This window comes from Bradyrhizobium sp. AC87j1, from assembly GCF_002936975.1.
In the GTDB taxonomy this organism is placed as follows: Bacteria; Pseudomonadota; Alphaproteobacteria; order Rhizobiales; family Xanthobacteraceae; genus Bradyrhizobium; species Bradyrhizobium shewense.
This window is the reverse complement of record NZ_PTFE01000017.1, coordinates 47,517-62,176: the sequence shown is the minus strand read 5'-3', so window position 1 is coordinate 62,176 and position 14,660 is coordinate 47,517. Positions and strand designations below refer to the sequence as shown.

Genomic DNA, 14,660 nt, shown 5'->3' with positions numbered 1-14,660 from the left:
GCCGTTGTCCGCCGCGTCAGGTCAAAATTCCATCGTGGCCCGGCTACAGCTTGCGCAGCCGGGCCACGAGAAACATGCAGGTTCTATGCCGCCTTGCCCGTTACCTGGGCAGCAATAGGCAACCCCTGCTCGATCGGCAGCGAGGGGTCACGCGACCATTCGTTCCAGGAGCCGAAATACATCCGCACGTCCTTCACGCCGGCATTCTTCAGCGCCAGGAAGGTGTTCGAGGCGCGCGCGCCCTTGAAGCAGTAGAGATAGACCGGCGTTGTCGGCGAGATGCCGACGGTGGCGCATTCGGCCAGGATCTCGTCCTTGGACTTGAAGCGTGGCCCTTCCGCGGTCGGCTTCATCATGCGGTACCATTCCAGCCACACTGCACCGGGGATGCGGCCCTTGCGGGGGCAGAAATCCTTGCCGTAGGGCGAAGAGCTGTCGCCGATCCATTCGTCGACATCGCGCACGTCGAGAATGGCGATGCCGGGCTTGCCGACCGCGGCAAGCATGGTCTTCGCATCGATCAGGATCTCGCCGGCTTCCGGCACGACCGCGAACGAGGCCTTCGCCGGCGCCGGGACATCCTTCGTCACCGGAAGACCCGCGGCCGACCATGCATCGAAGCCGCCATGCAGCACCTTCACCTTGGGATAGCCGAGCATCGTGAGCAGATAGTAGCCGCGGCAGGACTGGCCGAAGCCGGAATTCATCGACTGCTCGTAGATCACGGCGGTCTCCTTGCCGGAGAGACCGGCAGCGCCGAAAGCGTCGGCGAATTTGGTCTTCAGCTCGCTCATGCCTTCCGGCGTCGAGGTCGCAAGAAACGTGAAAATCTCGTGCACGTTCACGGCGCCCGGCAAGTGCCCGGCGCCATAGGCATCGGGATTGCGGGTGTCGATGACGACACAGGGTTCGAGCTTCAAGAGATCGGCAAGTTCGCTGGCAGAGATCAGAACGTCCGTCATTGGCAGCCTCTCCGTTGAGGTTAAGTGGTCTTCTGGGGTGGACTCGTGAAGCTCAGTAATCGGCGAGCATCTTGCGCAGCTGCTTGGTGGCCGGCGTGACGATCGCGACGAAATAGGCCTCGCGCAGCCGTCGCTGCGCGCGGTGACTCCTAAGATAGCCGCGCGCGCCACAATGCAGCATCGCCGCATGCGCCGCCGCGACGCTGGCCTCGCCGGCGCGCAGGCGCAGCGCGATCACCTTGCGCCAGTAGGTCTCGTCCTCGTTGTAGGGATCGCGCGCCAGCACCATGGTCTCGGCTTCGAGCTCCGCGGCGAGATCGCGGAAGTGCACCGGCTGCTGCGGCAGATAGCGGTTGATGTGGCCGAGGGGACCACCGACCTCGTCCATGATGTTGATGCAGTCGCGGATCACGCCCAGCGCCATGCCGGCCTGCAGCAGGATGAACCCGGCGCGGATCTTCTTGACAAAGGGGCCGGCGGGATCGGCCAGGATCATCGTCCGGCACGAAGACATCGCGGAACTGCACGCCATAGGTGCCGGTGCCGTCCATCGCCATGAACGGCTTGCACGGCGTCAGCGTGATTGCGGGATCGGAGCAATCGGCCAGGAACATCACAGTACCCGGTTCGCCGCCTGCGATGCCCTGATCATCTTCGCGCTCGAAGATGGTGCCGAAATAATGATCGGGACCGAGATTGGAGACCCAGGGCAGCGCGCCGCGCACGATGTAGCCGCCCTCGACCTTGCGCCCCTTCAGCTTCAGTTTCTCGATGCCGAAAAAGCTCTTCATCGGGTTGGAGAGCCCGGTGCCGCCGAGCACCCGGCCGGTCGAGAAGGCATCGCCGAAGCGCTTGGCGAGCTTCAGATTGGTCGAGTTGGCCGCGTACCAGACCAGCGTGTTCTGGCACCAGGCCATGAAGGCCGTCGCGCCGCAGACCTCGCCGATAGCAGCCATCGCCTGGATCGCGCAGCGCAGATCTGCGGGACCTTCGTGCGGCACGTGACTGCCCCAGGCGCCGACCGCGCCGAACTTGCGCAGCACCTCGGCCGGATAGACCGAGCCGTCGTCGATGCCGGCGGCAAGCGGCGCGAGATCTTCGCGCGCGATCCGCGCCACCTCCCCTGCAATGGACGGTGCGGGCTGATCCAAAACCTCGGCCCGCGATAAAGCCAGTGACCCCATGATCGTCTCCCGCACCTTGTCCTGGTTTTGCTAACAGCTAGATGCCGACCTCGAGATTGACCGGGCGCGTGAAGGTGTTGGCGACCGGCGACCATTTCTTCACATGGGCGACCAGCGCGTTGATCTCGTCCTGCGAGACGCCCTCGCAGGCCATGTCGACCTTGACCCGCACGTCGGTGAAGCCGACCGGCTTGTCCGAGGTATCGCCGGTGCCCCAGACCGCGGTGATGTTGAGATCGCCTTCGAGCTCGAGCTCGAGCTTGTTGACGATCCAGCCGCGATGCACGGCGTTGGCGTGCAGGCCGACGGCGAGGCACGAACCGAGCGCAGCAAGCGAGGCTTCCGACGGATTGGGCGCGGTGTCGTCGCCGAGCAGCCCCGGCGGCTCGTCGACGATATAGGGCGGCAGATTGCGGATGTAGTTGGCGTGGCGGAATTTGCCTTCCGCGACCGTCTTGCATTTCAAGGTCTTGACGACCTTTGGATTGGCCTTGCCGCTCGCGATCAGTTGCTCGAGGCCATTCTTGTCGATGGGCGCAAGGCACCCCGTCAGCACTGTCTTTTGAACGACGGCAGTCATCATCTTCTCCCTGGCAGCCGTGGAAAACGGCAGGATACCGAACGGTCTGTTTCCTTGCATGGAGCGTGCCAGACGAGACCGAAAACGAAATGCGAGGCATTGGAGCCGCTTAGCGATGGGTACCTGCGGATTGATCAGCCGCGCTCTGCTCAAAGGCGATGCAGCTGAGATCGTCGATGCGAATCTTTTTAGCGCGAAGCAGATGCGGCTTGATGATACCGCGCGGCTGCGATTAAGTTGCAATCCATGGCCAAACCTTCACTGAACAAGCCCTCACTGAACAAGATATCGTCGAAGAAGAACGCGCCGCATTCAGGCGCTGGCGATGACGAATCCGCGCGCGGGCGCCTGCTCAGCGCCGCCTCGCATCTGTTTTGCAAGAACGGGATCAACGCCACCGGCATCGATGCGATCATCGAGGAAGCCGGCACCGCGAAGACCACGCTTTACAAATTGTTCGGCTCCAAGACCAACCTCGTCAACGCGGTGCTGGAGAGCGAAGGCAAGCAATGGCGCGAATGGTTCATCGGCGCCATGGAAGACGGCGGCGGCGACGCGCAGGCCAAGCTGACGCGCATCTTCCCGGCTCTGAAGAGCTGGTTTGCCGAAGAGCGGTTCTACGGCTGCCCCTTCATCAACGCGGTCGGCGAGCACGACAAGGACTCCAAGCAGTTCCGCAACATCGCGCTGAAGCACAAGAAGATCGTGCTTGGCCATATCGAGAAGCTCGCCGGCGAGCTCGGCTCGGGCGAGCCCGCCGTGCTCGCGCATCAGCTCGGCCTCCTGATCGACGGTGCGATCGTCGCCGCGATGATCTCGCGTGATCCCGGCGTGGCAGATACGGCAGCGCTGACGGCAGGCCCCCTGCTCGGCCAGTCCAAGGCGAAGAAGAAGCGCGCGGCGGATCAGCTGGAGGCGGTGTGAGCTTGCACTGATCTCGTAGGTGGGCAAAGGCGCGAAGCGCCGTGCCTACCATCTCTGCCTCGGCGCATGTTGAAAGAAATGGTGGGTACGCTTCGCTTTGCCCACCCTACGAGACCGAGCCCTACGGCCTCATCCCCTCCATAAACCGCTTGATCGCCCCCAGTACCGGCTGCTGATCACCCGCAAAGAACCAGTGATCGTTGCCATCGAGCTCGACGAACTCCGCTCCGCTGATCCGGCTCGCGATATCACGGCCGGCCGCGATCCGCACCGCCTGGTCGCCGCGTCGGTGCAGCACCAGCGTCGGCACCGCGATCTGCGAGAGGAGATGCCGCACGTCGGCATCGCGAAAGGCCTCGAGCACGGCCGAGATGCCGCCGGGACTGGAGGCCGCACGCAATAGCCCGGCCCACCAGGCGCGCGCCTGGGGATCACCAGCCAGACTCGGCGCAAAGGTCTCGATCCCGACCGGGCCGCCCCATTGCGCGACGAGCTGCCTGCTCCAGGCGTCATACTGGCTGGCGCGCAACGCGTACGGATAATCCTCCGCCCAACATCCCTTGGCGAGCGCACCGAACAGGATGAGCCCGGCCACGCGGCGCGGCTCATCGACGGCAAATTTGACGCAGGCCGGCCCGCATTCGGAGGCGCCGAACAGCACGACGCGGCGCGAATCCACTGCCCGCAGCACGGTGCCGATGTCCTCCGCAGTCACGTCGATCCCAGGTGCCGATCCGACCCGGTCGGACAACCCGATCCCGCGACGATCGAAAACGATCAGCCGTCCAAGCTTCATCAACGACGCCAGGAACGTCCGGCTTGCAGGGCTCTCCCAGACCCGCTCCACATGTGACACGAAGCCGGGCATCACCAGGATATCGAGCGGACCACTTCCGTAGGTCTGATATGCCAGATGCACGCCGGCGCCCTTCACGTAGCTCGTGATCGGAACAGCGTGCAGCTCCGTTGCGGGACTCATGAGCGCCTCGGTCTCGGCCTCCGGCGCAATCCCGAGCTCATCCCGCAGCCGCTGTGTCAGGGCCGCGTGATGACGCTCGGCCGCGCTGCGGTCGCCGGCCAGCAGCAGGCTGCGGATCAGATGCCGCCCATAGACCTCGCTGAGCGGATCGAGTTCAGCCAGGCGCGCCGCGTACGCGGTCGCGGGAAAATGATCGCCGGCGGCATTCTTGTCCTGCACCAGACGCTCCAGCGCATGCATCAGCCGTCCTCTCAGCGCCTCGCGGCGAAAGAACGCCCAATCGTCGAATTCAGGGCAATCGTCGAGAGCGAAGCCCGCAAGGAAGTCGCCGCGATAGACCCGGCAGGCCGCTTCAAAGTCGCCGCGGTCGCAGGCGCTCTCGAATGAATGCGCATCGACCTTGAGTACGACCGCCGGAGACAACCGCACGCTGGTGCGGTCGGTCTCGAACACCGGCTGGCCGAGCGCGAGCTCGACGCGATGAAGCAGCCGCCGCAACCGCGCAAGGCCCGTCTCGCGATCGGTCTCAGGCCAGAGCAGCGTGGCGATGACGTCGCGCGCGACCGCAGCCTTGGCCTCCGCGAGATAGACGAGCAGCGCAAGACCCTTGCGCAGGTTCAACTTGATCGGGCCGCCGTCAGCATGGACCTCCGGGAACCCGAATGTCTCCAGCGAGAAAGCTGTCATGGAAACCCTCTCACCCCTTGGGACGTCCCCAGGGGACGCACAGGGGACGGCGCCGCGGTAGCCATTGGCCCAGATCGAGCCCGCTGGCCGGCGACCGCCTCTAGCTCTGCATGCGGCACCGCTGGATCAGGCACAATAGGAAAAACCATGTTCTCGCGCCTCGCAATCCTGCTCTACGCAATCGTGAGCTATGCCGTCTTCACGGCGTCCTTCCTCTATGCGCTCGGTTTCGTCGGCAATTATGTCGTACCCAAGTCGATCGATCAGTCGATCGACGTCGGCAGCTCTTTAGATTTGACCGAGGCCATCGTCGTCAACCTGCTGCTGATGAGCCTGTTTGCCATCCAGCACAGCGTCATGGCGCGCCCGGCCTTCAAACGCTGGTGGACCAAAGTTCTTCCCGTGGCCTGCGAGCGCAGCACCTATGTGCTGCTCTCCAGCCTCATTCTCCTCCTGCTGTTCTGGCAGTGGCGTCCGATCCCGATGCCGATTTGGCAGACCACCGGAATCGTGGCGTGGTTGCTGACCGGCGTCCATTGGCTCGGCTGGCTGACCGCGTTCGCCTCGACCCACATGATCGATCATTTCGACCTGTTCGGCCTGCGCCAGGCCTTGTCGGCGCTGCGCGGGACCGAGCCGCAGGGTCACTCCTTCAAGGCGCCGCTGCTCTACAAGATCGTGCGGCATCCGATCATGCTGGGCTTCCTCCTCGCATTCTGGGCCACGCCCGAGATGACCGCCGGCCATCTGCTGTTCGCGCTCGCGAACACCGCCTATATCCTGGCCGCGTTGCAGTTCGAAGAGCGGGATCTGATCGCGGAGTTCGGGGAGACCTATCGGCAGTATCGCCGCCGCGTTCCGATGCTGGTGCCGCGCCTTTTCGCGCGGACCCGGACGAAAGACCGTGACGTGGCCCGGAGCATCGGAGCGCCCCGATGAAAGCCATTCTGTGCCACTCGTTCACCGGACCCGGCGATTTGCGCCTCGGTGAGATCGATGTGCCCAAGCCTGCCGGCGATGAGATCCTCATCGACGTCCACGCGGCCTCCGTCAGCTTCATGGACCAGTTGCTGGTCTCGGGTCTCTACCAGATGCGGCCGCAGACGCCCTTCGTGCCCGGCACAGAAGCCTCCGGAACCGTCGTCGCAATCGGCGACAGGGTGACAAGGTTCGCGCCAGGCGATCGCGTGGCCTGCAGCAGCTGGACCGGCGGCTACGCCGAACGAATGATCGCGAAGGAATCGAAGACCGTGCGCCTGCCTGACGGCGTCGCGTTCGAGGCGGCGGCAACCATCCTGCACAATTACGGCACGGCCTATTATGCGCTGGTCGAGCGGGCACGAGCCGAGCGCGGCGAAACGCTGTTCGTCACCGGCGCTGCCGGCGGAGTTGGACTGGCCGCCGTCGACCTCGGCCGCCATCTCGGCCTGCGCGTCGTCGCCGGCGTCGGCTCCGACGACAAGGCGGCCCTGGTCCGCGGCTACGGCGCCAGCGAGGTCATCAATTATCGCGGCGAGGATCTGCGCGACCGGATCAAGTCGGTCACGTCAGGAGAAGGAATCGACGTCGGCTTCGACAATGTCGGCGGTACGATTTTCGAGCAGATGGCCCGGCTGATGAAATGGGGCGGACGGCTGATGCCGATCGGCTTCACGGGCGGCGAGATTCCGTCCATCCCGATGAACCTGCCGTTGCTGAAGAACTTCTCCATCGTCGGCGTCTTTGCCGGCGCCTGGGCGGAGAAATTTGCAGCAGAGGGCGCGCGCATGAATGACACCTTGATGCAATTGCTGGCCGAAGGGCAGATCAGTCCGCACATCGACCGCGTCCTTCCCTTAGAGGAGGCCGGCGATGCCATGCGCGCCGTGGCCAATCGCACGGTTCAGGGACGAATTGTGCTCAAGATCAGGTAGAGTGCGCCATGGCTCCGATCATCATCGACAAGCGCTATTGCGGTCCTCCGAATTCCGGAAATGGCGGCTATGTCTGCGGCCGGCTCGCCCGCCATATTCCGGGGCCAGCGGAGGTGACGCTGCGCGCGCCGCCCCCGCTGGACACGCCGCTCGATGCCATCGCGACGGACGGCGACACATGGGAGCTCCGCGACGGCGACAAGGTGGTCGCGACAGGGCGCGCCGTGAGCGTCGAGCTTGCGCAGATCGAGACAGCTAACTTGCCGGAAGCCCGCGCGGCCGAATTGCTCGCACTGTTCAATCCGCACGAGCATCCGCTGCCAAACTGTTTCGTCTGCGGTCCCGCAAGGGCGAAAGGCGACGGCCTGCGCATCTTCGCCGGCCCGCTCCGCCGTCATGCGCGGAACGCCGTTCTCGCCGCGAGCTGGGCACCCGATCCGAATCTCGCCGCCGAGGATGGCCTCATCGCGCCCGAATTCCTCTGGTCCGCGCTCGACTGCCCGACCGGCTTTGCCTGCAACTACGATCCACAACGCGGCAGCTTCGAGAAGACCCCGCTGCTGCTCGGACGGATGTCAGCCCGCATTGAAGTCCGCCCCCGCCCCGGCGAGCGCTGCATCATCACCGCCTGGTCCACCGGCCGCGACGGCCGCAAGCGCATGGCCGACGCCGCGCTTCATGATGAAGCCGGGAGATTGCTGGCGTTGGCACGGACGACATGGATTGCGGTGGAGCGCGACGTGCAGCTCGGGCGTCTTTCGTAAGGGCGACACGAGCGCCTGGCACCAGCCCGGGCCTGCCAGCCGCTCGGCTGGCCCGGGGCGCGATCCGCTTTGCCCACCATGTGGACGCTGCCAGACCTTGAGAAGCGTTGAACCTGTGTTTGATCAAAGATACCCTTGAAAATCTTCGTCCAGAAAAACAAGATCCAGGGGGACGTGATGGTTCGCAAGTTAATGGCATTTGCAATCGTTGCCGCGGGCATGTGGTTCGCTGGCGTCGCAAATGTTGAGGCGCAACAGCCGGAGCTCAACGCGCCTGACCTGGTCCTCATCAACGGAAAGGTTCTGACGTTGGACGACCGATCTACCGTCACGGAGGCAGTCGCCATCGCAGATGGAAAGATCGTCGCAACCGGCACCAGTGCTTCGGTGAGGGCGCTCGCCGGCGCCCGGACCCGCGTGCTCGATGTGTCTGGCAGGACCGTCATCCCCGGATTGATCGATACACACGCTCACTTCAAGGCCGCTGGACTGGGCGACTATGTCGTCATCATGGGCCGAGCCAAGACGGTCGCGGAAGCGCTCGAGGCCATCAAGGCATTTGCTGCGAAGAAGAAGCCGGGCGAGTGGATTGTAGGTGGCGCGTGGCATCCGCCTTCACAATTGGCCGAGAAGCGATATCTGACCAGGCAGGAGATCGATAGCGTTGCTCCAGACAATCCGGTCTATCTTCGCACCGTCGGGCATTTCTCGATGGCGAACAGCATGGCTCTACAGCGGGTCGGAATCGACAAGACCACCGCGGATCCGAGCGGGGGAAAGTTTGAGCGCGACGCGGCCGGTGAATTGACCGGGGTGCTGGTGGAGACGGCGATCGATCGGGTCGAGAAGGCGGTGCCGCCCTGGACAGAAGACGATGAGATGCGGCAATTCACGATTGCCGAAGGTGTGCTGAACAGCTTCGGTATCACGAGCGTGGTCGAAGGCGCGACAGAGGCACGCGATATCCGCATGCTGCAGAAGCATGTCGCCTCCGGGAAAGCCACATTGCGCACCGGCGTGATGTTTCGACCGGAGCCCCCGGCCGATCTGACCGCGTGGGAAGCGATCATGGCAGGCAACGGGGCCTCTTCCGGCTTTGGCGACGATTGGCTGAAGTTCGCGGGAATCAAGATCTTCTACGACGGCGGCATGACGCTGAAGACAGCGCTCATGCGCGAAGTGTATCCCGATTCACATGACAACTATCATGGCGTTGCGCAGCAGACACCTGAGCGATTGAAACAACTCATCTCCATCTGCAACCGTTACGACTGGCGGGTCGGTGTCCACGTGGTGGGTGACCTTGGTATTGACCAGGTGCTCGATGCGTTCGAGGCAGCGGATAAGGAGAAATCGATCCGAGACCGTCGCTTCGTCCTCATTCACGCCAGCCTGATCCGGCCAGAACAGATGGAGCGTGCGCAAAAGCTGGGAGCCCGTGTCGATTTCCAGAACGCTTTCATGTGGGATAAGGCAGCGACCGTCGAACGATTTCTCGGAAAAGCGACCGCTGACCGCGCCGTACCGACCAGGACGTTGATCGAAAAAATGGGGCTCAATAGTCTCGGTGCCGGGACGGACTTTCCCGTCAACCCGATCAACCCCTTCCTCAACATGTACATCATGGTGACCAGGAAGGACCCCAACGGAAACATCTACGGCGCGGCAGAAGCCATTACGCGCGAGCACGCCCTGCGGCTCTACAGCAGCGCGGCCTCGCGCTACACGTTCGATGAAGCACGTAAAGGGACCATTGAGCCCGGAAAGCTTGCGGACATCGTGGTGCTCTCCGCTGACTACACGGCCGTGCCGGAGGAGCAGATCAAGGACATCAAGGTGGACCTGACCCTGGTCGGCGGCAAGGTTGTCTTTCAGCGCTGAACCGGCGCTGATTGGCCAGGGTGCGGTTGGCCCAAATTCGGCACGAGTTTCGGAGGGTGGGCAAGGCGCGCAGCGCCGTGCCCACGACTCTGGTCCCGGCCTCGTCGGTCGAGATGGTGGGCACGCTTTCGCCTTCGCTCTTCGAGCTACGTCGAAAGCTTTGCCCACCCTACGAGACCGTCACGCGCCGCAATCTACGCGCTCTGCTCCATCATCTCCTGCAGCCGCGCCAGCTCGGCCTCCAGATCCCGCTCCACATCCGCCGCGCGAATCTCCAGCACGCGATAGTCCCGCGCCTCCAGCCAGGCCTGCCGCGACGCACGGTCTGCCGCGATCGCCTCGCCCTCGCCCGGGTTGACCAGCTCGATCGCGATCCGGTGCGGGAACGAGACGAAGTCCGGGATGTGGCGGCCGACCGGGGTCTGGCGCTTGAACTGGCCTGCGAAGCGGCGATCACGTGTCAGCGCCTGCCAGAGCAGGCGCTCGGCGTCGGTCGGGTTGCGGCGAAGCAGGCGGGCGAGGCCGCGCACGGTCGAGCCGCTGTCGGGCACGCCGCCGCCCTGCCCGTGCTCGGCCAAAAGCGCGCGCAGGCGCGTCGCCTGCTCGCCATCGAGCACGCCGCCCTTGGCCGGGCCCTTGCGCCCTTCCGCGATCGCCATGATCACCCCGTGCAGGGTGTGCATGTCCTGCTTGGTCGGCTCCATCCGACTGAAGATGTTGCGCAGGTTGACCAGCATGGTGTCGCGCTTCTCGGCGGGGCGCAAAAATTCCACCTTGTCGAGTTCGCGGATGAGGTTGTCGAAGAACGCCTGCATCTGGTGCTGCGAGGCGCGCTCGGAGCGCTCCGGCATGGCGTGCGGCAGCTCGCCCGAGGTCGCTCGCTTGAACCATTCATAGCCGACCAGCAGCACGGCCTGGGCGAGGTTGAGCGAGGCGAAGCCCGGGTTGACCGGGAAGGTGATGATGCGGTTGGAGAGCCCGACCTCCTCGTTGGTCAGCCCCCAGCGCTCGCGGCCGAACAGGATACCGCACCTGCCGCCGGTCGCGACGTGACCCGCGATCTCGCTGGCAGCTTCCTCCGGCCCGACCACCGGCTTGGCCTGGTCGTGGGGGCGCGCGGTGGTGGCGAACAGCAGATCGAGATCGGCGACGGCGTCTTCGACCGTGCCGAACAATTCGACCTTTTCCAGAATGTGGTCGGCGCCGGCGGCGGCGCGCTGTGCCGCGATGTTGGGCCAGCCGTCCCTGGGGTTGACGATGCGCAAGGCGCCGAGGGCAAAATTGCCCATGGCGCGCGCGGCCATGCCGATGTTTTCGCCCAGCTGCGGCTCGACCAGGATGACGATGGGACCGTCGAGGGACAAACCCGCCTTGCTCTTGTCAGTCCCCGACATCTCGTTTCGCTTTCACTCTTCGTCTCAAGGCCTTGCCAGGGCACTCTCAGGAATTGATTCAAGCCGGCCTTTCCCAAGTCGTCCTTGGGCCGGCCGGCGCTGTCCGCCTCGTTTGCCTGTCCTGACGAAATTCTCAAGGGAAATAACGGGTTGGAATCGACTTTTGAATCTCCTCCGGATCCTCGGATCCGGCCCTGCGGCAGGGCGGCCCCGCCCCCCATCTGGGCAAGCTGGATCGGCTAAAAGTGCATAATCCCTTGGCTTTCGCCCGCCGCGCGGCGGTGCTAAGAGGCGGCGGATATTCCCGTGGCGCGCCAAAAGCGCCGTTCCCAAGAGGCTTCCCCGATCATGGCAAAAATCAAGGTATCCAATCCCGTCGTCGAGCTCGATGGCGACGAGATGACCCGGATCATCTGGCAGTACATCAAGGACAAGCTGATCACCCCGTTCCTGGATGTCGAGCTGATGTATTTCGACCTGGGCATGGAGTACCGCGACCATACCAACGATCAGGTCACCATCGACGCCGCCGAGGCGATCAAGAAGGTCGGCGTCGGCGTCAAGTGCGCCACCATCACCCCTGACGAGGCCCGGGTGAAGGAGTTCAACCTCAAGCAGATGTGGAAGTCGCCGAACGGCACCATCCGCAACATCCTCGGCGGCGTGATCTTCCGCGAGCCGATCATCTGCAAGAACGTGCCCCGCCTGGTTCCCGGCTGGACCAAGCCGATCATCATCGGCCGCCATGCCTATGGCGACCAGTACCGCGCCACCGACTTCAAGTTCCCCGGCAAGGGCACCCTGTCGATGAAGTTCGTCGGGGAGGACGGCACCGTCATCGAGAAGGAAGTGTTCAAGTCTCCCGACGCCGGCGTCGCGATGGGAATGTACAACCTCGACGACTCCATCATCGACTTCGCCCGCGCCTCGCTCAATTACGGCCTGCTGCGCAACTATCCGGTCTATCTCTCGACCAAGAATACGATTCTGAAGGTCTATGACGGCCGCTTCAAGGACATCTTCCAGGACATCTACGACCGCGAGTTCAAGAGGGAATTCGAGGCCAAGGGCCTGACCTACGAGCACCGCCTGATCGACGACATGGTGGCCTCGGCGCTGAAATGGTCCGGCGGCTATGTCTGGGCCTGCAAGAACTACGACGGCGACGTGCAGTCCGACACGGTCGCGCAGGGCTACGGCTCGCTCGGCCTGATGACCTCGGTGCTGCTCACCCCCGACGGCAAGACCGTGGAAGCGGAAGCCGCCCACGGCACGGTGACCCGCCACTACCGCGAGCATCAGAAGGGCAAGGAGACCTCGACCAACTCGATCGCGTCGATCTTCGCCTGGACCCGCGGCCTGTCGCACCGCGCCAAGCTCGACAACAATGCCGAGCTCGCCAAGTTCGCCAACACGCTGGAGAAGGTCTGCGTCGACACCGTCGAGGCCGGCTACATGACCAAGGACCTCGCGCTGCTGGTCGGCGCCGACCAGCGCTGGCTCTCGACCACCGGCTTCCTCGACAAGGTCGCGGAAAACCTCACCAAGGAGCTGGCGGCCTGAGCCGACCGCAATTTCGCCCGACTGGGCCAGACATCATCACGGGCCGCGCAACAGCGCGGCCCGTTTCTTTTGAGACCTTGCGCGGAGATGCCACCATGTTCATCAAGCTTGCCGGCCCCACCATGCTGCTCGCAGCCCTTATCGGACCGGCCGGAGCTGCCGAGCCGCTTCCCGAGGCCATCGCCGTATCAGGCGAGAGCGTCGTGCTCAGCGTCCACGCCGAGGGTGCGCAGGTCTATGAGTGCAAGGCCGGCGCTGAGGGCAAGCTCGCCTGGACCTTTCGCGAGCCAATCGCAACGCTGCTCTCCGATGGGAAGACCGTTGGACGACACTATGCCGGACCGAACTGGGAGCACGCCGACGGCAGCGCCGTCGTCGGTAAGGCGATCGGAAACGCGCCGGGCACCACCGCGGCCGATATCCCCTGGCTGAAGCTGGAAGTGACCGCCCGCCGCGGCAGCGGCGTGCTGACGCCCGTTACCACCGTGCAGCGCATCAACACCCATGGTGGCAAGCTCGACGGCGCGTGCGAGAAGGCCGGCGAGTTCAGGAGCGCACCCTACTCGGCCGAGTATGTCTTCCTGAAGAAGGGCTGACCGCTCAGCGGTCGGTATTTTCCTTCTCCGCCTGAGCGAGTTCGGCCAGCGCGAGGTCGCCGGTATCGGCGAGTCTCGCCTTGGCGGTGGTGTGGACGTGGTCGGCGAGCGTCGGCATGCGTTCGATCAAGGCGTGAAAATCCTGGGCGTCGAGCACCAAGAGGCGCGTCTTGCGCGTCGCCGTCACCGTGCCGCTGCGTTTTGTTTTATGCAGCAGCGCGATCTCGCCGAAGAAGGTGCCGTCCGTGAGGTGCACATGCTGGCTCGGCAGCGCGATCTCGACCTCGCCGGCGGTGATGAAATACATCGACGAGGCCGTATCGCCGCGGCGGACCAGGATCTCGCCCTGCTCGATGGTGCGCGCGCGCAAGAGCCGCATGATGTCGGCGATCTCCGCGGCCGACAGATGCGAGAACAGCGGCACCCGCGCCAGCATGCCCCAGGTGACGACGAAATCGCGCCGCTTCACCTCTTCGGCAAAGGCGGTGGAGATGATCGCGACCGGCAGCGCGATCATGGCGAAGCCGCTGATGATGGCGAAGGTGGAGACCAGCTTGCCGAGCGGCGTCACCGGCACGACGTCGCCGTAGCCGACGGTGCCGAGCGTCACGATCGCCCACCACATCGCCTGCGGGATAGTGCCGAGCTTGTCCGGCTGCACGTCGCGCTCGATGGCGTAGAGCAGCGAGGCGAACGTCAAGACCGCGCCGATCAGGATGACGACGCAGCCGATCAGCGCCCGCCGCTCGGCATGGACAGCCGCGAGCAGCGAGCGCATCGCCGGCGAGTACCGTATCAGCTTGAAGAACGGCAGCACGCCGAGCGCCGCCAGCGTCGCGTGCCGGCCGTTGGCGAGCACGATTGCCGCGGGCAGGAACGCCATGAGGTCGATGATGCCGAGCGCCGAGACGGCGTAGCCGAGCCGGTCGGACAGCGCGGAGCCCTTGCGCTGGGTGTGGCCCGCCACGGTCCAGAGACGTGCGGCATATTCCAGCGCGAACACGATCACGGACAGGATGGTGATGGCCGAGAACACCGTGCCAAACTGCGCGTCCAGCTCCGGCACCGAGGCGAGGATCATCGCAGCCACATTGAGCACGATGACGCCGATGATGATCTGGATGAAGCGCGACCCGGCTGAATAAGCCAGCGGATCGTGCTCCAGCAATTCGTAGAGGCGATCCCTCAAGTTCGGATCGGCTGAGCCACGTCCTCGCGGAACGGGGCGCACGG

Annotated in this window: 12 protein-coding genes and 1 pseudogene; 7 read left to right on the top strand and 6 right to left on the bottom strand. The window is 64.4% G+C overall.

Annotation, left to right across the window (positions count from 1 at the left end; translation table 11 throughout):
• Positions 1-83 precede the first annotated feature (83 nt).
• The 3 genes and pseudogenes from CV770_RS11945 to CV770_RS11935 form a co-directional block, all read right to left on the bottom strand.
• Positions 84-962 (bottom strand): sulfurtransferase, encoded by an 879-nt coding sequence (locus tag CV770_RS11945; RefSeq protein ID WP_104462477.1) that lies wholly within the window; start codon positions 960-962, stop codon positions 84-86.
• Between the two features lie 52 nt (positions 963-1,014).
• A pseudogene (locus tag CV770_RS11940) lies at positions 1,015-2,146 on the bottom strand (acyl-CoA dehydrogenase family protein).
• Between the two features lie 37 nt (positions 2,147-2,183).
• A complete protein-coding gene (locus tag CV770_RS11935) occupies positions 2,184-2,726 on the bottom strand; it encodes an OsmC family protein (protein ID WP_091965522.1) in 543 nt (180 codons plus the stop codon).
• Between the two features lie 246 nt (positions 2,727-2,972).
• Between CV770_RS11935 and CV770_RS11930 the strand changes: the two genes are divergently transcribed.
• The gene (locus CV770_RS11930; protein WP_165637738.1) at positions 2,973-3,650 is read left to right on the top strand and encodes a TetR/AcrR family transcriptional regulator; all 678 of its coding nucleotides are present in this window, start codon (positions 2,973-2,975) and stop codon (positions 3,648-3,650) included.
• 121 nt (positions 3,651-3,771) lie between these two features.
• On the opposite strand, the gene CV770_RS11925 is transcribed toward CV770_RS11930, so the two are convergent.
• Complete coding sequence (locus CV770_RS11925; protein WP_104462476.1) at positions 3,772-5,316, bottom strand: bifunctional AfsR/SARP family transcriptional regulator/alpha/beta hydrolase; 1,545 nt, start codon at positions 5,314-5,316, stop codon at positions 3,772-3,774.
• Positions 5,317-5,463: 147 nt separating this feature from the next.
• Between CV770_RS11925 and mddA the strand changes: the two genes are divergently transcribed.
• The 4 genes from mddA to CV770_RS11905 all read left to right on the top strand — a co-directional run bounded on the left by mddA (position 5,464) and on the right by CV770_RS11905 (position 9,874).
• Entirely contained in the window at positions 5,464-6,255 is a 792-nt protein-coding gene (gene mddA / locus CV770_RS11920; RefSeq protein ID WP_104462475.1) for a methanethiol S-methyltransferase, read from the top strand.
• Positions 6,252-7,229, top strand: coding sequence for an NADPH:quinone oxidoreductase family protein (locus CV770_RS11915; protein WP_104462474.1), 978 nt, complete (start codon positions 6,252-6,254; stop codon positions 7,227-7,229). Before mddA ends, CV770_RS11915 begins: the two co-directional genes overlap by 4 nt.
• 8 nt (positions 7,230-7,237) lie before the next feature.
• On the top strand, positions 7,238-7,993 hold the full coding sequence (locus CV770_RS11910; RefSeq protein ID WP_104462473.1) for a hotdog fold domain-containing protein: 756 nt from the start codon (positions 7,238-7,240) through the stop codon (positions 7,991-7,993).
• A 192-nt stretch (positions 7,994-8,185) separates the two neighbouring features.
• Positions 8,186-9,874, top strand: coding sequence for an amidohydrolase (locus tag CV770_RS11905; RefSeq protein ID WP_201759815.1), 1,689 nt, complete (start codon positions 8,186-8,188; stop codon positions 9,872-9,874).
• A gap of 194 nt (positions 9,875-10,068) precedes the next feature.
• Here CV770_RS11905 and CV770_RS11900 read toward each other — a convergent pair whose 3' ends face one another.
• The gene (locus CV770_RS11900; protein ID WP_104462472.1) at positions 10,069-11,268 is read right to left on the bottom strand and encodes a TrmJ/YjtD family RNA methyltransferase; all 1,200 of its coding nucleotides are present in this window, start codon (positions 11,266-11,268) and stop codon (positions 10,069-10,071) included.
• A 348-nt stretch (positions 11,269-11,616) separates the two neighbouring features.
• Here CV770_RS11900 and CV770_RS11895 point away from each other — a divergent pair, with 348 nt between their 5' ends.
• Both CV770_RS11895 and CV770_RS11890 read left to right on the top strand, forming a co-directional pair.
• Positions 11,617-12,831 carry an NADP-dependent isocitrate dehydrogenase gene (locus tag CV770_RS11895; RefSeq protein WP_104462471.1) on the top strand — a complete coding sequence of 405 codons (1,215 nt, stop codon included), beginning with the start codon at positions 11,617-11,619 and terminating at the stop codon, positions 12,829-12,831.
• A gap of 95 nt (positions 12,832-12,926) precedes the next feature.
• Positions 12,927-13,427: a DUF3455 domain-containing protein gene (locus CV770_RS11890; RefSeq protein WP_104462470.1), complete on the top strand. Its 501-nt coding sequence runs from the start codon at positions 12,927-12,929 to the stop codon at positions 13,425-13,427.
• 4 nt (positions 13,428-13,431) lie between these two features.
• Here the strand turns inward: CV770_RS11890 and CV770_RS11885 are convergent, their stop codons facing one another.
• Complete coding sequence (locus CV770_RS11885) at positions 13,432-14,658, bottom strand: cyclic nucleotide-gated ion channel (protein ID WP_104462469.1); 1,227 nt, start codon at positions 14,656-14,658, stop codon at positions 13,432-13,434.
• Positions 14,659-14,660 lie beyond the last annotated feature (2 nt).

What these genes read in the sequence shown, in the direction of transcription:
- CV770_RS11945 (WP_104462477.1), bottom strand. Translation starts at nt 962, where the DNA reads ATGACGGACGTTCTGATCTCTGCCAGCGAACTTGCCGATCTCTTGAAG.
- CV770_RS11935 (WP_091965522.1), bottom strand. Translation starts at nt 2,726, where the DNA reads ATGACTGCCGTCGTTCAAAAGACAGTGCTGACGGGGTGCCTTGCGCCC.
- CV770_RS11930 (WP_165637738.1), top strand. Translation starts at nt 2,973, where the DNA reads ATGGCCAAACCTTCACTGAACAAGCCCTCACTGAACAAGATATCGTCG.
- CV770_RS11925 (WP_104462476.1), bottom strand. Translation starts at nt 5,316, where the DNA reads ATGACAGCTTTCTCGCTGGAGACATTCGGGTTCCCGGAGGTCCATGCT.
- mddA (WP_104462475.1), top strand. Translation starts at nt 5,464, where the DNA reads ATGTTCTCGCGCCTCGCAATCCTGCTCTACGCAATCGTGAGCTATGCC.
- CV770_RS11915 (WP_104462474.1), top strand. Translation starts at nt 6,252, where the DNA reads ATGAAAGCCATTCTGTGCCACTCGTTCACCGGACCCGGCGATTTGCGC.
- CV770_RS11910 (WP_104462473.1), top strand. Translation starts at nt 7,238, where the DNA reads ATGGCTCCGATCATCATCGACAAGCGCTATTGCGGTCCTCCGAATTCC.
- CV770_RS11905 (WP_201759815.1), top strand. Translation starts at nt 8,186, where the DNA reads ATGGCATTTGCAATCGTTGCCGCGGGCATGTGGTTCGCTGGCGTCGCA.
- CV770_RS11900 (WP_104462472.1), bottom strand. Translation starts at nt 11,268, where the DNA reads ATGTCGGGGACTGACAAGAGCAAGGCGGGTTTGTCCCTCGACGGTCCC.
- CV770_RS11895 (WP_104462471.1), top strand. Translation starts at nt 11,617, where the DNA reads ATGGCAAAAATCAAGGTATCCAATCCCGTCGTCGAGCTCGATGGCGAC.
- CV770_RS11890 (WP_104462470.1), top strand. Translation starts at nt 12,927, where the DNA reads ATGTTCATCAAGCTTGCCGGCCCCACCATGCTGCTCGCAGCCCTTATC.